Raw genomic sequence first — 17,024 nt, 5'->3', positions numbered from 1 at the left:
CGGCCCATGGTTATGGGAGAGCAGCCGCGAATGCAGCCCGGAGAATCGACTGAACCTGGTCCTTTTCGTCCTGCAGAGCATCTTCCATGTAGTTTGCGCGCGGCTCGATGCGCCAAGCGCCGTTGGCACGTTGTGCCACAGCGGCGGCACGCTCGCCCTTTTTGCGGCGCTTGCCCGATTCAAGCCCTCGAACCCGGGCTCCCTGCTTCACGCCGTAGTGCAGGTAAGCTGGGTAGTACTCAGGCATATCAGGCGTCTTGCGCGGAGCGATCTTCACCAGGAACCCAGAGCGGGATACCTTGAAGGTGATGGACTCGACGGTCCGCCCCGTCCTGTTGACCGGGTAGTTGTTCTGCCCGCGGGCCAGGGCAAGGTTGAGTTGCGCGCGGCGCGTAACCACACGGCCCGCCCTGCGCATTCCCTTGCGGATTTCCTTCTTGTCGAAGATTTCCCGCCCGAACTGGTCGAAGCCTTCGATATGCATATAGCCATCGAGCGTTGCCGAGTTAGCCATAGATCCCACCTCCTACCGATGCCTGGCCAAGTTCCTCGACCTCCAGTAGTGTGAAGCGCTTCCCTGCACCCCATGGGGCGCTGCGCTTGACGCGATAGACCACGCCACCAGTTACCACTTCGTGGGAAGTCGTCACTCCTTGAAGGAGGCGCACCCATACGCGATGGGTGATCTTGTCGTCAGTCTGCACGCTGTCGGTGTACACAGCGGTACCCACCGCACGGACTTTTGCCCAGCGGTGACGAGGCTCAGTGAACACCGACTCTAGATCAGCCGCATGCAGCGGATGATCCTCACGCAGGCGAATAGTGATGCGGCGATCGAGCTCGCCAGCAGGCGGATCAAGCTGCGCCATTAGAATCGCTTCCTGTACCAGAGCAGCCTTTCGACCGCGAGCGGCATGGCTGTGGCGACGGTTCCCACTCCGACAGCCTCGCGGTTGGCGTACCAGTGCCCGACCAGCAGAAGGACGGCCTGCTCGACGTCGCGGGTCAGCCCCATCTCGTCTGGCTCAACTGGATCGACCTCCACCAGCTTTCGGTCGCAATGCTGCTCGATGTGGGCCTTAGCCGCCTCGATGTAGCCGCCGATCAAGGCGTCTTCTTCATCGCCATCGACCCGCAGGTGCATCTTCACGTTGGCCAGGTCGATCATTTACTTGGCCTCGGCAGCGGCTTTTTCTGCGGCAGCCTTCTCCGCAGCCGCTTTCTCGGCGGCGGCTTTGTCAGCGGCCTCCTTTTCTGCTGCAGCTTGCTCGGCCGCCGCCTTCTCAGCAGCAGCCTTGTCAGCGGCGGCCTTGTCCTCTTTGGGCGCCGCAGGTTTGGTTTCCTTCGGCTTGGCCGTCCGGGGCTTGCCATTAGCATCGACTTCAACGGCCAAACCCTTGCCGATCAGGGTATAAGCGTACTCGTCGTCCGCGTCATCGAAGGTTTTGCCGGCCTTGATCTTGTTCGAATCAGCCTTGAGCAAAGCGCCATTGCCAACGAAGCCCCACAGAATCTTGATTTTCATGCTGCCTCCAGATGCAAAAGGCCGGCGACTGGCCGGCCTTCGCTATGAGTGGGTTACGCGGCGACTGGGAAGTTGCCCTTGACCAGCGCTTCTTTGCGACGGACGCCGAGGCCCAGACGCTCTTCAGCCAGCAGCGCGATCATGTTCTTGATGAACATGTCGTTGATCAGGCCCATTTTGAACAGATAGCTCATGCGGTCGAAGAGGATTGCAGCGCGGGCGAAGTTGGCGATCAGGAACTCGCCGCCAGAGTCGGCATCACCCTCGTCCATGCTGTCCGAGGTAATGACCGGACGACCCCAGAGGATCGGGGTGACCAGGCCCTGCAGGTTGGCGAACAGGTAGCGGTTTTCCCCATCCTTTTGCAGCTCGATGTTCATCCAATCGAGCTCGCTCATCACGACGCCATCGGCGGACAACTTCGACTGCTTGCGAACCTGATAGATGCCGCGGCGCACGATGTCGATCGAGGTATCGCCTGCTTTGGTCAAGTTGGCGTCGTAAATGGTGGCCTGGGTCATAAGACCGTTCAGGTTTTCGCCAATACCATCGCCTTTGAGGATCTGGTTTTCTTCTTCGAGCTTCAAGTCGTAGCGCAGCAGTTCCTGGATATACCCCTGCATTTGGGGAACGTCTGCCAGCGCTTCTTCGGTCACAGGCATCCAAACCGCGATCTTTTTGACGCGATCGGTTGCCGATTCGAAAGTCACGTCGCTGGTTGGCTTGGAGCCACCCTCTGCTACCATGCCGGCGCCGCGAGTATGCAGCTTCTCACGGAAGTAGGTGTAGTTCTGGCCAGTGACCGGGATAGCGGTGAGTAGGTCGCGGATTCTCAGCTCTTGGCGAATGCCTGGCTGGATGGTGGTGTCATACACCGGCGCGACAACACCGGCACTTGTGACCTTCACTTCCTTCATGGCGGCCAGGTCAGACTTGGTGACCTCGATCTCGGCACGGCTAGCCGAATTCGACGACAGGGCTTTGTAACTGTCATCGCCCTTGATCATGTCGATGAAGCTCTTGCCCTCGCCCGGCTGGCCACGCAGCTTGACGCCTTTCTGCTCCAGATCCACGACCTGGTCGATGACCTTCTGCAGCTCGCCCTTGGTGTCTTCGATCTGCTTCTTCAGCTCGCCGGTGACCTGGTTGCCCTTCTGGACCTCTTCCATGGCCGCGTCGTATTTCTTCTGCAGTTCGCCGAAGCCGCTCTTCAGTTGCAGCTCGATGGAATCCTTGATTTCTTTAACTTCGCTCATGGCGATACTCCAAAATATTGGGTGAACAAGTTGGGAATTTCTTTCAGCTCATCCACGATCGCCGTGGCCTCGCTCCCGCCGTCACGGCGTAGCGCGGTGTAGCCGAGCGAAGCGACTGCCGCCGCTTCCTTCTGCGAGAGGCCCATGCGTTCGCGCAGGGCCTTTTCGAAAAGCCTGATGTCCGACTTGACGCTGAGGACTTGCGCCTTGGGGTTCATGCCGAACGGGACGAAGGAGGCCTCCCACAGCTCAGCCTCCTTGATGACGCGGACCCGGCGCCCGTCACGCTCACCGGGATCCGCCTGAATGGTGTTGAAGCCAATCGACATGCTGTCGAGGATGTCCGACTTCATCAGCTCGTAGGCGTCTCGGGCATAGCTGACGTTGAGGTTAACCTGGCCTTTGAGGTACAGGCCGTGGTCGTCCTGGCGGTAATCGGCGGCGCCAACCAGGCGGGTCAGGTCGTGATACAAGGCCAGCTTCAACTTGCCGCCTCGAGTTGCCTTCACCCGGGTGAAAGCACCGGGCAAGATCACGTCGTCACCGAGGTCAACGTTGTTGAATACCGCGGCGTAGCCCTCAAAATTGCCGGCTTCGTCAACGGACTTGAGTTCGAACGGGCATTCAAGGTTCGCCATTGTTTTGCATCTCCCACCGGGTGACCCGGGCGTAGTCGCCGCCCAGCGGCGGGTAGTTTTCTTTCTCGCGGACCTCGTCGATGGAAAGCCAACCAGAGCCGCCAGAGCCGCCAAGCGCAGCCTGGAAGTAAGCGGCACGCCCGGCGCTGTCCGCGCGCAGCAGGCCCTCGACCACGAATTCCACGAATCGGGTCGTTGAGCGGAATAGCTTGTCGTTGAGTTCGTCTTCGACCGCGTCGATGTAGGGTTTCAGGCCGAAGGTGATAAACCCGGTGAGCTGTTGCTCCAGGTTCGAGCCCATGATCGAGGTCTTGCCGGCGCGGTTGGCCAGCCACAGCGGTACGCCGTAGATGCCCGCCAGGGCTTCCTCCTGGAACTGCTGCGACTCGATGAACTGTGCGTCCTTCTGGCTGATGCCAGCCGGGACGATCTTGGGGTTACCCTGCAGGATCGCCATCTTGCCGATATCGTCAGCGTCGGCCTTGCGCACATCGGGGAACTTCTCCATGACCTGAGTCTGTTGGGCTTTGGTGAGGAACTGCTCGTAGATGACGTAGCCACCCGTAAATCCGCCCTTGCGCATGAAGCGGGCTGACCACTGCTGACCAGACTTGGCCAGGCCCATGGTCTCGGCCTGGTGCTCGATGGGCGAGAGACCGACGATGCCGTCCAGGCTGAACAGCTTGAAGTGCAGCATGTGCTCCGGCGAGACCGGGAACGGATCTCCCTCCTTGGGGGTGACCAGATAAATCAGCTCGTCGTCGGTGTCGATCTTCACGGTCCGACCGTCCAGCGGCACCAGACCAATCGGCTCGTTGTGGATGTTGCGCTCGATCAGGGCGAACGCGTTGCCGCGCAACGCCATGTTCACGACCACGAACTTCAGGAAGTTCAACCGGGTCATGTAGGGGTTCGGCTTACGCAGCAGCTTGAGCATCCGGTCGCTCCCGGTGACCAGCGCCCGCCCGCCCTCCTTGTCCTCGTACAGCTTGAGCGGTAACCCGCTCAGAGACTCGGAAAGGATCTTGACGCAGGACCAGACCATGCTGATCGACAGGGCTGTCTTGACGGTGACCCGCACGCCGGCCTTGGTGCGCTTGCCACCGACCTCAAGATCAACCTCGACATAGTCGCCCGTGGTCGGGTCGGTAAAGCCGAAGAAGCCCCAGGTCATGGGGTTGTACCATTTGAATGCCATGGTCAGCCTATAAGTCCGAAGAACCCGTTATCCAGGTAGTCACCCATTCCGCCCTGGGCTTCCGGGTTGAGAGCCAGGAGCGTCACGGCGTTGAAAAGCGCCATCAGCGGGTCGATTTTTGCCGAGCCGCTGGCCTGCTTGGTGATGAGGATTGCGTTTCCGCGAGGCTCTACACGGGCGTTGCCACAGCACCAGGCCATCATGGGCTGGCCGCCATGCCACAGGCCGCCTTCGGCAAGCTTGCGTTCGGCGGTCTTGATCGCGCCGCCTAGTGTGTAGCCCTGCTTCACGCCGCCGATCTTCTCGCGAGGAATGCCGCGGGCCTCCAAGGCATCAAGGATTGCGCCGATGCCGACCGGGTCGAGGCCCACCTGATCAAGCAGGCCGGCCTCCTCCACCAGGGCAACCAGCTCAGAGATCTGGTCGACGTCATCACCGATTCGCTCTACCAGGGTCAGGTGACCGTCGTTGGCAAAGTCGCGGATGCGCGGCGCCTCGGCCTTGCGGCGCTCCAACACGGACGGGTGCGCCCAGGCATGTGTCCAGGTCAGCCAACGCCGGGTGTCCCGCTCGCGCCCGACAGCGGCGAAACCAAGCAAGTCATCCAGACCGCCGCCGTCGATACCAATGTCGATCACCTCGCAGCGCTCGAGTAAGTCATTCAGGGTTCGGCAGTCGTCAGAGGCCTGCCGCTCCCAGTAGTCGGCACCGGCCCAGCGGTCCGACAGCAGGGCTAGTCCGATCTCGACGTTAAGGTGCTTGGCCAGGAACCCACGGAAAGACTCTTCCCCATCCATCTGAGCCTGGGCATAGCCGCGCTCGATGAACGGCTCATCCACCGACAGCCCCAGGTTAGGGTTGGTTATGTAGGCGTTGGAGAAGTCCCGGTGGGCACCGGCATCGAGCATCGCCTTCGGAAACTCGTACAGCACCGGCAGGAACGACTTGTCGATGATCTCGCCGTCCCGCACCTTACGGGCGTACATCAGCTTCTGCCGGAAGACACCGGCCGGGGGCGCATCGGACTGGGTGGTTGCCCAGATGATGAAGCCCTCGGGGCGAGAGGCCAGGCCGCCAGTGGCTTCCCGTAACATCGCCTCGGCGTTGGCACGCTTGCCGAACACCCATAGCTCGTCAACGAAAACGCCAATCGCCTTCTTGCCGGACACTGTCTCGCTGTCGGCAGCCACCACCTTGAGCGTGGCATTGGTCTGCCGGTGGGTGACCGTGCGCAAATGGTCCTGAACCTTGAGCAGTGCGTCCAGCTCCTCATCCGCCCGGACCATGTCGCGGATCGGAATGTAGGAGTTGTCGGCGATCTCCTTCGTCGGCGCCAGGATGATGAACTCGCCAGATGGTCGCCAGTTGAGGATCAGAGCGGTGAGCATGATGCCCGCCGCAATGGTCGACTTACCGTTCTTCTTGCTGATCAGCAGCATGAATTCGCTGACCAGACGCCGACCCTCGTCCGGGTCATACGCGCCGAAGATGGCGGCGACGAACTGATTCACCCAGTCGCGGACGGTCTCGCACATCAGCGGACTGCCAGTGGCGTCAACCATTCGCAGGGCGCCGAACACATCGAGCGCTTCCTCGGCTTCAGCCGGGAAGAGCGGCTTGAACGGGATCAAGCTTTGGCGCGCAACGATGCGCTGCTCCCAATCGGGGCATGCAGTTGTCCACTCCATTATTTCACCGAGCGCAGTGGGCCGCGGCGGGCGCCGAATTTGCCAGTGGCGGCTTGTTCAGCTTTGGCCTGAGCCTGGTCTTTCTTGCCGCTTTCCCCTTTGCGGGGATGAATGAAGGGCATCAGAGCCTTGGCTGCATCGACCCGTAGCTTCGGTTCCGACCCAAGGTCGTTCATCACCGACAGCAAGAAGTCTTTCGGGTCGCGATGCAGTAGTGCCTGCATCAGGTCGAAGCCGGCAGGCTCCGGGGCGGCGTGATCGTCCTTTGCGGCAGCCGGTTCGGTCTCCGACTCGGCCTGCGTCGATGGCTCCGACGCATCCTTGGTTTTAACATGCGCTTTAACATCTGGCGGCATCAGACCCAGGGCACGCAGCTTGGCCAACTCGGCGGCTACGTCCTTGTCCTTCACCAGCCGAGAGCCCGCCGCAGACGCTGTCTTCTCCGAATAGCCGGCCGCCACAGCCGCATCCCGATTGGACGCACCTTCCCTCAGCGCGGCGATGAATGCGCGCTTGCGGGATGTTAAAGCCATTTAACAAAAATCCTGTGGGGGAAAAAAATCTGTACGTGCGAGGGCGAGTGGTCTAGAAGAGGACGATGTATGAGGTTTTTACCCCCCCCCTCCCCTTGCAGCACACCAATGGCGTGCATCAACTCAGGCCGGCGGCCTCCTCGGCCTGCTTGACCGAGTCGTGACAAGGCTTGCACAGCGACTGCCAGTTGGTCTGGTCCCAGAACAGGTCTTTGTCGCCTCGGTGCGGCGCGATGTGGTCAACGATGAACGCTGCAGTAGTCCGCCCTTGCCGCTCGCAATAGACGCACAGAGGGTTGTCGCGCAGGTACTGCCCCCGCGCCTTCTGCCATCGGTAGTCGTAGCCACGCTGGGAACTGGTCATGCCGCTCCGCCAGCTTCCTGGCGTAACCAACTTGACCCGAGAGCCTGCGTTCTCCTTGATCCGGGAACCGAGCGTCTTCAGCCTGGCCATGATTAGCGCTTCCGCGGGCGATTGAAGGCGCGTCGGCCACACCGAGCCAGGACCTTGTCCTGCGCCTGGTGGATGGCCATGCAGAACTCTTGCTGCTCAAGCGGGTGCTCGATCGGCAGCTTCAGGTATTCGTCCCAGGCGTCAGCCAGCAGCAGAGCTACCTTGGCCTCTTGGTCAGTCAGCTCGGTCTTCATTGGGCCTCCTTACGCATACCAATCTCGCGTGCGATATCAGAAGCCCGCTCGCGCACTTCGATCACCTGGCCGTCGAACGTATGGACGACGGCGCAGATGCCGTGCCACTGCGAGCTGGTGCCGGCCTCTTGCACGCGGGCAATGGCAGCCGGGGCCAAGTAGTGCTGGCGGCGGTTGATGTCAGTCAGCGTGATCATCGGGTCATCCTTGCGCTTTGCGAGATAAGAACAGGTCGGAGTAGCCGCGAAGCTTCTCCACGCCCATGAAGCCGACAGCACCACCGGCGAAGGTGGCCATGCCCTGCGGCAAGCCCATCCATTCCAGCAACGGCACAAGGGCCAGGGTGATGAGCCCGCAGAGCGCACCTTCCAGCAGCATCTGTCGGCGGTTGCCTCCGCCATACATAACGCGAAACACCGCGATGGCAACTGACAACCCAGCAGCTCCTAGCTGGGGCTGGTGGGCAATCACCCAGGCAATGAGGGCGGCCCAAAGGCCGGGGTCTTTCTCGGGCATATGGGCCATCTCGATTCCTCCCGTTGCGGGGAGCGCAAATGAAAAAGCCCCGGCGAAAGCCAGGGCTGTATGGATAGGTTCAATTGTGCGAAAGGCTTCCGCCCTTGGCGCGGCGCTTATAGCGCAGGAGTTTGTTGAGATGCTTCACCCGCAGCGGTCTAACCTTCGCATCTTCATGTGGCTCCATCCGGATCAAGAGATAGTGGGTCTCATCGATCAGATTCGCAAGGTACACATGGCGGCGGTAGTAGTCTCGGATGGCGTTCATTTCGAGAACTCCAGAAACGAAAAAGCCCAGCGCAAAGGCTGGGCTCGCTAGGTCGAATTAAAGCCGACCAGGGTCTGCAGTGGCATTAATCGCAACTTTAGCTACCGGGTCGAACTTGCAAGCGTATTTATGCTTTAAGAAGTTTCCGAACCCATTTTGGAACTTGACCTGATCACCGATATAGATGATCTCCCCGCGGGCCTTATCGCCCCAGGATAGTCTCGCAAAAATTGGAGCAGTTATTCCATCTGTCCATTCGAAGTCGTACTTTGCAAGACTTTCAATTGCTCGCTTGCAGGTAACAATGGCATCAAGCTCATTTTTCTGAGCCCAACATTGCAAGTCATTTCGGCAATCGCTTTCCTTCTTGGCCTCGGCCGCCTTTGCCAGTTCCGCCTTCTGTTTTTCCGCCGCCTCTGCTTCTGCCTTGTGCTTGGCATAGGCTTCAGCATCAAGGCCCAACTTAGTAGCCGCCTTATAGTCCGCGACACTCGCAAAACCTTGCTCAGAAGCAAGATCCTTGTCGCCCTTAGCCATCATAGAGGATCCGGCGAACATCACCGCAAGTGCCGCAACTACAAATGCTCCTGAGTGGATTTCGCGGCCAGATGCCTTTTTTGTGAGGCTCCAGGTCAACGGACAGAAAAGAACTGCCGAAAGCAGAGCGAGAATGGCAGCAAGGGCATTCGTTGCGAACCACCCTGCGCACGACATTAGTCCAGCGAATGCCATAAACCAGCAAATGGCCTTTCCGATTTTCTTCCCCATGAGTCACTCCTTTGCTAGAAGGCCATGGTAGATCAAAGCGCCATCACATGTGAATTGCAGACAACAAAAACCCCGACGCGTTGGCCGGGGTTCGTCTGTGTCGCGTGACGTTGCAAGCTGGACACGCTGCTATGAAAACAGGTGTTTATCCGCCCGGAAAGAACTTTTTACGCAGCTTCACGTAAATGCTCCAGGGCCGAATCAACCCAAGCGACGCCCTGCTTGATGACCTCGAAAGCTTTGCGCTCCGCCATCTTGTTGGCCTCACCAATCCGCAGTGATGTCCACTTGGCGCCGTAGTACAGCCAGACGAAGTCACCCATCTGCTGGTTGCGCTTCGTCAGCCTGGCCACGACTGAGTCAATCATCAGAGCGGTGTCATCAGTCAGCGAGTATTCAACGCCACCTCCAGTTGCCGCCGCACTGACGGATGGGGAGACGTACCTGGGCACGCCCATTCCATCCATCCGCCAGCTCCCCCACTGCTCAAGCAGCCACTCGGTATCGCCCAGTGGCTTGTTCGCGTAAGTCCGTTTCTTCATGCAGCCCTCCGGGGCGTAGGGTCGGTGTCCAGGCCGAACAGCTGGCGCAGCAGCTTGTCAGCGTGTTTGTTCTTGGCGTTGCCTTCGGTGATCCATCCCTTGGCAAATTGCTCGAAGCCCATGTTGACCCGTGAGGCGTGCCAGTCAGCGACGATATCCATCAGGGCTGCCGAACCAATCCGGCCATTGGACTGCTCCAGCAGCATGCGGTTGCCCACCTTGAGGAACTTGCACTCCACGGCGGTCAGGCTCTTGCGCGGCAGTGCCGCAGTTACGGTGCTCATTGTGCGCCACTCCATACGTGCAGGATTTCACCGGAGCGCTGGTCTGTCCGCGCCTCGATCGATACGGCCCTGGACCAGGACCGGTAAGCCTCAGCAGGCGAACCGCCAGCGCCAGCCCATGGGTGCCCTTCGCCAACGCACCACCAGGTTCCATTGCGGCAGTTGATCTTCACCTTGGGCAGGCGACCGGTGAAACCGATCCTGTGAGACTCCAGCCAGGCCTCCACGGCCGGCCAGATAACGGCTTGCTCTGACTCGGTGAACTCCGAATTGCAGCCATTGGCCCGCTCAGCCAGCCCGTGGGCTCGGTTCGCCACCCAGAGCACAAACCCGCTCGGCTTGTGCTCCAGCTCGTAACCCTTGTGACGCCAGCCCCAGTCGCCCGGATAGTCACGCAGCGAGGTGGCGATGCGCTCGGCTTCCGGGTAGCGCTTGGATGGCGCTGGTGGTGCCGGATTGGGCGCCGGTGGAACCTGGCTGCCGCTCAAAGACGCCGACTGGAATTCGGAGATTGTCTCCGGAGGATTCGTCAAACGTCTCAACAGCTCGAATGGATTCATCGAATCACCCCCAACTCTTCGTCCGCCACCCGCACACATTCGTCGAACACCTCCTTCGGCACCCGGGAGTTCAGCTGACGCAGGATGGCCTTGTCGCGGGCCTGCCACGCTGGGCAGTTGCGGCGAGCCTCGACCCGCAAGGCCTTCATGTGCTGAATCAGCCGTTGGCGGTCACGGTTGATGTGCTTGAGCGCCGCCTTGGCCCGGTGGTACCAAACTGGGTCGGCATAGCGCTTCTCAGACTTGGCCAGCCCCTCGGCAACGCCGATCTGGCATTCCAGGCGGATGGCATCGCGGCACAGTACCTCCTCCAACACCTCGCACTCGGCAAGGGTGGCGGGCAGCTCGATAGGGCCGCGCTGGCCGTTCGTGGCCGACTGGGCGGTGGACTGCTCGGCGCCAGCACGCTTGGTCACGGTCACCGACACGACCGGGGTTGCAGGTTTGCCAGCGCCAGCGCGCGGCCACAGATCAGAAAGTTTCACGGTGCATGCTCCCCTTGCGGTGCTTGGAGAAGTTCAGGACGCGGCCCATCTCAACATCGTCGTCGGAGGGCAGCCGGCCGGAGAAGTTGACGAAGCGGGCGTACTGGCCCTGGCGCTGAACGAGGCAGGAGCCTTGGGGCGCCTGGCGACCCTTGTCGAGGATCAGTTCGGTGACGCCCTGCTCGCCCGCCTCCGACTCCGGGTCGTGGTGAACAAGGATCACCGCATCGGCGTCCTGCTCGATCTGCCCGGAGTCGCGCAGGTCACTGGCCTGGGGCTTCTTGTTTGGTCGGCCTGTTGGGTTTCGGTTGAGCTGCGCCAGCACCAGCACCGGCACGCTCAGCTCCTTGGCCAGGTTCTTCAACGCGATGGATACCTTGGCCACAGCGTCAGCGCGGTTCTGACTCCGCCCTTCAGTGCCCACCAACCCCAGGTAGTCGATCATCAGGATGTCGAGCCCCTGCTCGCGCTGGAGTTTGCGAGCTTCCGAGCGGATGGCACTCATGGTCATGCCAGGGGTGTCGTTCAGGTACAGCTGGGCAGCCTCGATCTTGCTCCCCGCAGCCCCGATCCGCTGCCACTCGTCCTCATCAAGGCTCTTGACCTCATCCATGCGGCGCAGGTCGATACCACCCTGGGAGGCGATGGTGCGGACGGTCAGTTCCTTCTCGTCCATCTCCAGGCTGAAGATCAGCCCCACGCCAGCGCCTCGGATGGCGACGTGGTTGACGATCTGCAGCCCAAGCATGGTCTTGCCGCTGCCTGGGCGCCCGGCGATCACCACCATACTCTTGGGGCGCAGGAAGCCGATCAGCTTGTCCAGATCGGCCAGGCCGGTGGACAGCTTCGGTGGCGCTCGGTCATCCAGCACCTCCTGCATGCCGTCGAAGACCTTGGGCAGCACCTCGGCCATGCGCTTGTAACCCGCCTTGCCTGGGGCTTGAAGGTCACGAAGGTCAGCCATGGCCTGTTGAGCCTGCGCGATGATCTCGTCCGGAACCAGGCCGCTGGCCACCGACGCCTTCGCCGAATCACCGATGCCGATCACCTGACGGATCACCGCCCACTGCTTGACCTGCTTGGCATAGGTCATGACGTTTGCCACCGAGGGAACATCGCGGCTCAGCTCCGCAGCGTAGGCCAGCGTGCTCTTACCGCTCGGCAATACGCGCTGCACATCCCCAACGGTCACGGCGTCCACCGGCACGCCGCGTTCGCGACAGTCCCGGATCACGTCGAACAGGGCGGCATGGTCGTCGTACAGGAAGTCGCCACTGGTCATCTGGCCAACGATGTCGTCAGCCAGGGCATGGTTGCCATCCAGCGAGGCGAGCATGATGGCGCCCAGGACGCCTTGCTCGGCTTCGGGGTAGCCCATTACCAACTCCTTGCTCATGCCTCACCTCGCGCCGAGGCCCAGGTGAACCCAACAGCCTTACCACCGCCCTGCCGCAAGCGATCAAGGGCTCGGTCCCCGATGAAGGCCTTCAGCTCATCTGCTGGCAGGTTGCTGACGAGAATCGTCGGCACCACCAGCTGGTAGCGGCGGTCGATCACCTCATGCAGCAGGGATTGCTCGTACTCACTGCCCCGCTGAGCGCCAACTTCATCAATGACCAGCAGATCGACCTCTGCCAGCTCATTGATCACGTCGCGCTCGTCGTAGGCGGCACCCTTGGTCATGGCGCCTTTGGCAACACGGAAGACCTCGGCGACTGGGACGATCAAGGCTTCGGCGCCGTACCGGCGAATGACGGCCTGAACCATGGCCGAGGCCAGATGAGTTTTCCCTGTCCCAACATTGCCGGTCAGGATCATCGAACGACCATCACGGTAGTGTTCCGTGAACCTGTCGACATACGCCTGGCAGGTCGCCAGGGCTCTCGCCTTTTCCTGCTCGCCGTTGGTGCTGAAGCTCTCCAGCGTGCATTCTCGGAATCGAGGCGTGATACCTGACCCGATGAGCAAGTCGTTGATCCGCTCGGCCGACTTCGAAGCCATGGCCGCCTTGTACTCCTCGGCATCCATGGGCGACCGGTTTATCGCTTCCCACCGGCATTTGGAGCAAGGCATCCTCAAGTAGCTCCCATCGAACTGCTCGATCTCGCGAACCGGGATTTCGCCGTGCTGCCGGCAATGTTCCGTCACGTGCTGCTTCGTGATGACCTGCGGGAGCCGGCGGAAGTTAGAAGTTCGGTCGGCCATCTGGCGCCTCCTGGTACATATCGGGGGTGTGCTGAGGAAGGTTGTTGAAGTTGCTTCCGTGCCCTGCGCCAGTGGCAGGCTGCAACACGTCGTGCCAGCGCTCGCCGTTCAGCCAGGTGGATGCGTGTGGAATGTATTGGCCGCCGTCCTTGGTCCAGTCGCGGGATGCGCAGTGGTTGGCCAGGGCGACGATCATGACGGCCTGCAGGTCTGCGTCGGGGTTGAGCTTGCTCCAGGCCTTGAGGGCATCCTTGCGCCCCTTCTTCTTGGGATACAGCTTCCAGAATTGCTCGAATGCAGCGTCAACTTCTGTGCCTGATGCACGTAAGTCTTTAACCCTCTTTGTATTACTCATAGATGTATTACTCCCCTTCGTGTTTTCCGAAGGGGGTTCGCCGTCTTTTCCGAAGGGGTTCGCGGCGTTTTCCGAAGGGGTATTCGGTTTTTCGAAGGGGTTCGACAGACGAATTCGGCGCTCCACGACCCGCTTGCCTTCCCTGATCTGTTCGATGGTGATCAGGCCACGCTCTGCCAGGCCGCTGATGATTTCGGATACCCGAGAGACCGACAGGCCGAAGAACTCCGCGAAGTGCGCGTTGGTGGCGTAGCAGCCACGAATGTCATCCTCGAGACTGCCGATCTCCACCAGCATCACCTTCTCGTTTGTCGACAGCGAGTGGTCCAGCCACAACGAGGCCGGAATCCAAACGCCCTGGAACTTGCGCTGAGTAATCACAAATCAAGCTCCTCTGTGACGCGGCGCACAAAGGCGTCGTAGCTCTCGCTCATCACCAAGCCCTGGTCTTCCAGAGCTGCCCGGTATGCCTTGGCCGAGCCGTACAGCACCCAGCGCTCGCGCTCGGGAAGACCTTTGAACTGGGCATAGGTCGGCCAGGGGCCGCTGATGATCGTGGCACCAGCGCGCTGCTGGAGCGCCTGGGGGGGGGTAGACGGGTTGGTCATTACAGGGTCTCCGAGCTTGGCGCGTTGCCGACCAGATGCAGGCCGGGCTGTCCGCCGGGGTCAGCAGCGGACAAGCGCTCGGCAAGAGCTGAAAGCGCGCTCATCGCGTCAATCGAGAAGACCCGTGCATGCTCAAGGTCAAATAGCTCGGGGCTGTTGGCCTGGATATGCTCGTGGAACCTCCTGGCGTAGCTGAACCCAGCCCGGACGAGCGCCGCATTGTCCAGCTTCTTGAAGGCTTCTGGCGCATGAGGTTTCAACGCTGCCCAGGCCTTGATCGGTATCGCTGGCGAAACTACCTCTCCCGAACCGAGCAGGCTGCGCCGCTGCTGATCAAGGTGATCGGACGCGACCTCTTGGACGCCATGACCGGTTCGGCGGCGGAACATCACCGCGAGCGCCATGCACGCCTCAATGAGACCAACGTGGACCTCACCATGAGCGTCCAGCTGGGCGCCCTCCTCGATCGCCTCAGCCGCATCCGCGATGATCTCAAAACACATCAACTGCAAGGCTGCATCTTCGAACTTGGCGAAGTGCTCCTCGTTGATGACTTCCACAGGCCCGCCTGGGGCAGGGAACAAATCAGAGACCTTGCTCATTGGGCAGCCTCCAGCGCACGAACAGCGCGCTCCATGCGTGCCTGGGCATTGCGCAATACTCGACGAGCCTTGGCGCGGCGGTCATTGGCTGCGGCAGTGAAAAGGCGAACCCCTTCCCATGCATCGGTGTACGGCAGGAACTCGCCCTCGGGGCGGCCGTGAGCGCGGAAATACACCTCGTACATGGCCTTGATCTCAGCGCGAGCCACCCGGAAGTGATGCTCGGCCTCGACCACATCCATTGCCGCCTGGACGATCCGGTCACGTGCTTGCTGCTTGGTTGATTTGGTCGTCACAGGGGATTCTCCGGAGTAAATTTGTCGTAGAAGAACCGGCCGTCCCAGGTCTTCTTCATGGGCAGCTTTTCGGCCATGTACAGGTCGTGCAGGACCTTCGAACCCTCCTCAAGCAATTGGAGCTCGTAGCGAATGATCGGTGACTCAAGATCCTCGCCATCAATCTTCCTCGGCCGCTCAGTGAGCAGGTCCTTCTCGCGAGCCAAGTAGGTGGTCCGATACTTCGGCTTTTTCTTCGCGCGCCGCTCGGAATTCCAGATCCAACCGAGATCCAGAAGGTGGCCAGTGATCAGCAGGGAGTTCACCCCGTTCAAACGCTTGGCGAACTGCGCTGGCGTCTCGCCAGGCATGAAGAAGTGCTCCAGGCTCTCGATCTTCCTGGCCTGTTGCTTGTTCTCCAGCAACAGCACCCCGTTCTGCTCCTCAAGGTCGGCAGCAAGGCGCAAAGCGTCAGCGCGAGTGCGCGGGACCTCGAAAGCGTTCCGCTGGACAACTTGCTGTTCAAGCTCATGGAGTCGGCGTATGACTTTGTGGCGCAGTGGGATGCTGTAACCAGTGATGAGGGTTTCGGTCAGCTCTCGATTGAGGTGGAAGTTTTCCGTGTAGCCGCGGGCGTCAAGGTCTTCGCGGACATGGCTCAGATCTGAGCCATCTTTCTCGAGAGCTTCGAGCATCTCGCGAATGTCCCGAATGACATTTTTGTGCAGCTTCTCAGTCAGCCCGGCGATCTCTTGGCTGGTCATGGTGACGGCATCGCCGCCTTGGAATGTGATGATGCTCATGCAGTTGCTCCTTCGAGCACCATCCAGCGCTCAAGAATGATTTGCTCACGGAAGCCGCAGCCGGCCACCCAGGTCACCAGGTCCAGGACTTCACGCTTTGCCGCCAGGGAGTTGAAATCTCCTCCCAATTCATCAATCCGGATTGCGGACATGACACAGCGCCAGGCGGGATGAATGCTCAGGCCGGTGAGCGCCATCACCTGACGGTAGATCGCCAGCGAAATGTGCTCGAGGTCGATCAACTGCATCTGGTTAAGACGATGGCGGCGGGTTCGCGGCCCCTCCTCCGGCGCATCGATGATCCCGTTCACTTTCCAGTAGGCGCTAACCAGTGACGGGAGGTCGCCACCGGTGGCAGTAGGATCGGGTACATCGATATGGCGACGAACCATCGCGGCGAGGTCGAGTGAAAGCTTGGCGACAGCGGGTGAGTTCTTCATGCCGCACCTCCCGCGCCACGATTTCGAGAGGTAGGTTTTTGTGGCGCGGAGCGCGGCAGGGTCTGGAGCTTGTAGTCTGCGTTCTCTTGCTCGTCGTGAAGGCGGCCGGCGGTGTCAGCAAGATGCTGAATCAACCAGCCAGTGCTGGTTAGAGACTCGGCACTCAGCTCACCAGTAGTGCCAACCCAAGCCAAAAGCTCGCCCATGGCCGCGATACCAGAGGTCAGCAGGCCAGCAGTCTGAGAAGCTGCATCGCTGATGCGCTTGAGTTGTTCGACCTGCTCGTCGGTGAGGAATGCACCATCCTCCCAGGCCGAAGGGAACTGCTGATCAACACGCAGCAAAAGTTCGCTGAAGCAAGGTGGTGTCTTACTCATGGCCTGGCACCTCCACGCTGGAAGCACTGCCCTTCTCCACCGACCAAACGAGCGTGCTTACCGTCTCGCTCAAAAACTTGAGGGTCGCCATGGTGTCGCAATAAGCAAGCTCGCCGAAGTTGAGCGAGTCGTGCACGTGCTGACAGATTTGCCCCATGCCTGACGCAAGAACTTTGGCGGTATGCAGAGCGTCTTCCGCGTTCACGCCCCCCCCTACCTTGAGCAGATAGAGCCCGCGGTTGTCGATCGGAGTGTCGAGGAAATCGAGTTCGACAGTCTTGGTGGGTTGCGCCACTGATGGCGTGGTGGTATTTTTTGGGTGCGACATAGCGCATCCTCCTATTGCAAGGTGATGTGTAGCGAAGACCTCCTGGCAGAGGTCGGTTAAAGAACCCGCCTGGCAGCGGGTTTTTTGTTGCCCAGGGAAAAGTCAGCCGGACAGCAAAAAGA

Annotated in this window: 29 protein-coding genes; all 29 read right to left on the bottom strand. The window is 60.5% G+C overall.

Going from position 1 to position 17,024, the window contains the following annotated elements; translation table 11 throughout:
* Positions 1 to 10: 10 nt before the first annotated feature.
* The 29 genes from IEC33019_RS02290 to IEC33019_RS02150 all read right to left on the bottom strand — a co-directional run bounded on the left by IEC33019_RS02290 (position 11) and on the right by IEC33019_RS02150 (position 16,902).
* Complete coding sequence (locus IEC33019_RS02290; protein ID WP_172959797.1) at positions 11 to 514, bottom strand: hypothetical protein; 504 nt, start codon at positions 512 to 514, stop codon at positions 11 to 13.
* Complete coding sequence (locus tag IEC33019_RS02285) at positions 507 to 869, bottom strand: head-tail adaptor protein (RefSeq protein ID WP_099592917.1); 363 nt, start codon at positions 867 to 869, stop codon at positions 507 to 509. The genes IEC33019_RS02290 and IEC33019_RS02285 overlap by 8 nt, the downstream gene beginning before the upstream one ends.
* The gene (locus tag IEC33019_RS02280; protein ID WP_099592915.1) at positions 869 to 1,168 is read right to left on the bottom strand and encodes a head-tail connector protein; all 300 of its coding nucleotides are present in this window, start codon (positions 1,166 to 1,168) and stop codon (positions 869 to 871) included. The genes IEC33019_RS02285 and IEC33019_RS02280 overlap by 1 nt, the downstream gene beginning before the upstream one ends.
* Positions 1,169 to 1,525 carry a hypothetical protein gene (locus IEC33019_RS02275; protein ID WP_099592913.1) on the bottom strand — a complete coding sequence of 119 codons (357 nt, stop codon included), beginning with the start codon at positions 1,523 to 1,525 and terminating at the stop codon, positions 1,169 to 1,171.
* Between the two features lie 53 nt (positions 1,526 to 1,578).
* Positions 1,579 to 2,781 carry a phage major capsid protein gene (locus IEC33019_RS02270; protein ID WP_099592911.1) on the bottom strand — a complete coding sequence of 401 codons (1,203 nt, stop codon included), beginning with the start codon at positions 2,779 to 2,781 and terminating at the stop codon, positions 1,579 to 1,581.
* Positions 2,778 to 3,419 carry an HK97 family phage prohead protease gene (locus tag IEC33019_RS02265; protein ID WP_099592909.1) on the bottom strand — a complete coding sequence of 214 codons (642 nt, stop codon included), beginning with the start codon at positions 3,417 to 3,419 and terminating at the stop codon, positions 2,778 to 2,780. The genes IEC33019_RS02270 and IEC33019_RS02265 overlap by 4 nt, the downstream gene beginning before the upstream one ends.
* Positions 3,406 to 4,617 carry a phage portal protein gene (locus IEC33019_RS02260; RefSeq protein WP_099592908.1) on the bottom strand — a complete coding sequence of 404 codons (1,212 nt, stop codon included), beginning with the start codon at positions 4,615 to 4,617 and terminating at the stop codon, positions 3,406 to 3,408. Before IEC33019_RS02260 ends, IEC33019_RS02265 begins: the two co-directional genes overlap by 14 nt.
* A gap of 2 nt (positions 4,618 to 4,619) precedes the next feature.
* Positions 4,620 to 6,305: a terminase large subunit gene (locus IEC33019_RS02255; protein WP_172959796.1), complete on the bottom strand. Its 1,686-nt coding sequence runs from the start codon at positions 6,303 to 6,305 to the stop codon at positions 4,620 to 4,622.
* Entirely contained in the window at positions 6,305 to 6,838 is a 534-nt protein-coding gene (locus IEC33019_RS02250; RefSeq protein WP_099592904.1) for a terminase small subunit, read from the bottom strand. The genes IEC33019_RS02255 and IEC33019_RS02250 overlap by 1 nt, the downstream gene beginning before the upstream one ends.
* A 118-nt stretch (positions 6,839 to 6,956) precedes the next feature.
* The gene (locus IEC33019_RS02245; protein WP_099592902.1) at positions 6,957 to 7,292 is read right to left on the bottom strand and encodes an HNH endonuclease; all 336 of its coding nucleotides are present in this window, start codon (positions 7,290 to 7,292) and stop codon (positions 6,957 to 6,959) included.
* Between the two features lie 2 nt (positions 7,293 to 7,294).
* Positions 7,295 to 7,486 carry a hypothetical protein gene (locus tag IEC33019_RS02240; RefSeq protein WP_099592900.1) on the bottom strand — a complete coding sequence of 64 codons (192 nt, stop codon included), beginning with the start codon at positions 7,484 to 7,486 and terminating at the stop codon, positions 7,295 to 7,297.
* On the bottom strand, positions 7,483 to 7,683 hold the full coding sequence (locus IEC33019_RS02235) for a hypothetical protein (RefSeq protein WP_099592898.1): 201 nt from the start codon (positions 7,681 to 7,683) through the stop codon (positions 7,483 to 7,485). The genes IEC33019_RS02240 and IEC33019_RS02235 overlap by 4 nt, the downstream gene beginning before the upstream one ends.
* Positions 7,684 to 7,687: 4 nt before the next feature.
* Positions 7,688 to 8,011, bottom strand: coding sequence for a phage holin, lambda family (locus IEC33019_RS02230; protein WP_099592896.1), 324 nt, complete (start codon positions 8,009 to 8,011; stop codon positions 7,688 to 7,690).
* Between the two features lie 70 nt (positions 8,012 to 8,081).
* A complete protein-coding gene (locus IEC33019_RS02225; protein ID WP_099592894.1) occupies positions 8,082 to 8,270 on the bottom strand; it encodes a hypothetical protein in 189 nt (62 codons plus the stop codon).
* A 57-nt stretch (positions 8,271 to 8,327) separates the two neighbouring features.
* Positions 8,328 to 9,038, bottom strand: coding sequence for a hypothetical protein (locus IEC33019_RS02220; protein WP_099592892.1), 711 nt, complete (start codon positions 9,036 to 9,038; stop codon positions 8,328 to 8,330).
* A 167-nt stretch (positions 9,039 to 9,205) separates the two neighbouring features.
* Entirely contained in the window at positions 9,206 to 9,580 is a 375-nt protein-coding gene (locus IEC33019_RS02215; protein ID WP_099592890.1) for an antiterminator Q family protein, read from the bottom strand.
* Entirely contained in the window at positions 9,577 to 9,864 is a 288-nt protein-coding gene (locus IEC33019_RS02210) for a hypothetical protein (RefSeq protein WP_099592888.1), read from the bottom strand. The genes IEC33019_RS02215 and IEC33019_RS02210 overlap by 4 nt, the downstream gene beginning before the upstream one ends.
* Positions 9,861 to 10,424 (bottom strand): hypothetical protein, encoded by a 564-nt coding sequence (locus IEC33019_RS02205; RefSeq protein ID WP_253776097.1) that lies wholly within the window; start codon positions 10,422 to 10,424, stop codon positions 9,861 to 9,863. The genes IEC33019_RS02210 and IEC33019_RS02205 overlap by 4 nt, the downstream gene beginning before the upstream one ends.
* On the bottom strand, positions 10,421 to 10,909 hold the full coding sequence (locus IEC33019_RS02200; RefSeq protein WP_099592885.1) for a hypothetical protein: 489 nt from the start codon (positions 10,907 to 10,909) through the stop codon (positions 10,421 to 10,423). Before IEC33019_RS02200 ends, IEC33019_RS02205 begins: the two co-directional genes overlap by 4 nt.
* Positions 10,896 to 12,305 (bottom strand): replicative DNA helicase, encoded by a 1,410-nt coding sequence (locus IEC33019_RS02195; protein WP_099592883.1) that lies wholly within the window; start codon positions 12,303 to 12,305, stop codon positions 10,896 to 10,898. The genes IEC33019_RS02200 and IEC33019_RS02195 overlap by 14 nt, the downstream gene beginning before the upstream one ends.
* Entirely contained in the window at positions 12,302 to 13,114 is an 813-nt protein-coding gene (locus IEC33019_RS02190) for an ATP-binding protein (protein ID WP_099592881.1), read from the bottom strand. The genes IEC33019_RS02195 and IEC33019_RS02190 overlap by 4 nt, the downstream gene beginning before the upstream one ends.
* The gene (locus tag IEC33019_RS02185) at positions 13,095 to 13,850 is read right to left on the bottom strand and encodes a helix-turn-helix domain-containing protein (RefSeq protein ID WP_216641844.1); all 756 of its coding nucleotides are present in this window, start codon (positions 13,848 to 13,850) and stop codon (positions 13,095 to 13,097) included. Before IEC33019_RS02185 ends, IEC33019_RS02190 begins: the two co-directional genes overlap by 20 nt.
* Complete coding sequence (locus tag IEC33019_RS02180) at positions 13,847 to 14,077, bottom strand: hypothetical protein (RefSeq protein WP_099592879.1); 231 nt, start codon at positions 14,075 to 14,077, stop codon at positions 13,847 to 13,849. The genes IEC33019_RS02185 and IEC33019_RS02180 overlap by 4 nt, the downstream gene beginning before the upstream one ends.
* Positions 14,077 to 14,679: a hypothetical protein gene (locus IEC33019_RS02175; protein ID WP_099592877.1), complete on the bottom strand. Its 603-nt coding sequence runs from the start codon at positions 14,677 to 14,679 to the stop codon at positions 14,077 to 14,079. Before IEC33019_RS02175 ends, IEC33019_RS02180 begins: the two co-directional genes overlap by 1 nt.
* Positions 14,676 to 14,975 carry a hypothetical protein gene (locus tag IEC33019_RS02170; RefSeq protein WP_099592875.1) on the bottom strand — a complete coding sequence of 100 codons (300 nt, stop codon included), beginning with the start codon at positions 14,973 to 14,975 and terminating at the stop codon, positions 14,676 to 14,678. Before IEC33019_RS02170 ends, IEC33019_RS02175 begins: the two co-directional genes overlap by 4 nt.
* Positions 14,972 to 15,757 (bottom strand): Rha family transcriptional regulator, encoded by a 786-nt coding sequence (locus tag IEC33019_RS02165; protein ID WP_099592873.1) that lies wholly within the window; start codon positions 15,755 to 15,757, stop codon positions 14,972 to 14,974. Before IEC33019_RS02165 ends, IEC33019_RS02170 begins: the two co-directional genes overlap by 4 nt.
* Positions 15,754 to 16,197, bottom strand: a complete 444-nt coding sequence (locus IEC33019_RS02160; RefSeq protein ID WP_099592871.1) for a hypothetical protein — start codon at positions 16,195 to 16,197, stop codon at positions 15,754 to 15,756. Before IEC33019_RS02160 ends, IEC33019_RS02165 begins: the two co-directional genes overlap by 4 nt.
* A complete protein-coding gene (locus IEC33019_RS02155; RefSeq protein WP_099592869.1) occupies positions 16,194 to 16,574 on the bottom strand; it encodes a hypothetical protein in 381 nt (126 codons plus the stop codon). Before IEC33019_RS02155 ends, IEC33019_RS02160 begins: the two co-directional genes overlap by 4 nt.
* Positions 16,567 to 16,902 carry a hypothetical protein gene (locus tag IEC33019_RS02150; RefSeq protein WP_099592867.1) on the bottom strand — a complete coding sequence of 112 codons (336 nt, stop codon included), beginning with the start codon at positions 16,900 to 16,902 and terminating at the stop codon, positions 16,567 to 16,569. Before IEC33019_RS02150 ends, IEC33019_RS02155 begins: the two co-directional genes overlap by 8 nt.
* Positions 16,903 to 17,024: the final 122 nt, after the last annotated feature.

Origin of the sequence: Pseudomonas putida, from assembly GCF_002741075.1 — a bacterium.
Taxonomy (GTDB): Bacteria; Pseudomonadota; Gammaproteobacteria; order Pseudomonadales; family Pseudomonadaceae; genus Aquipseudomonas; species Aquipseudomonas putida_T.
The sequence above is the reverse complement of the archived record's forward strand: the minus strand, read 5'-3'. Positions and strand labels throughout refer to the sequence as shown.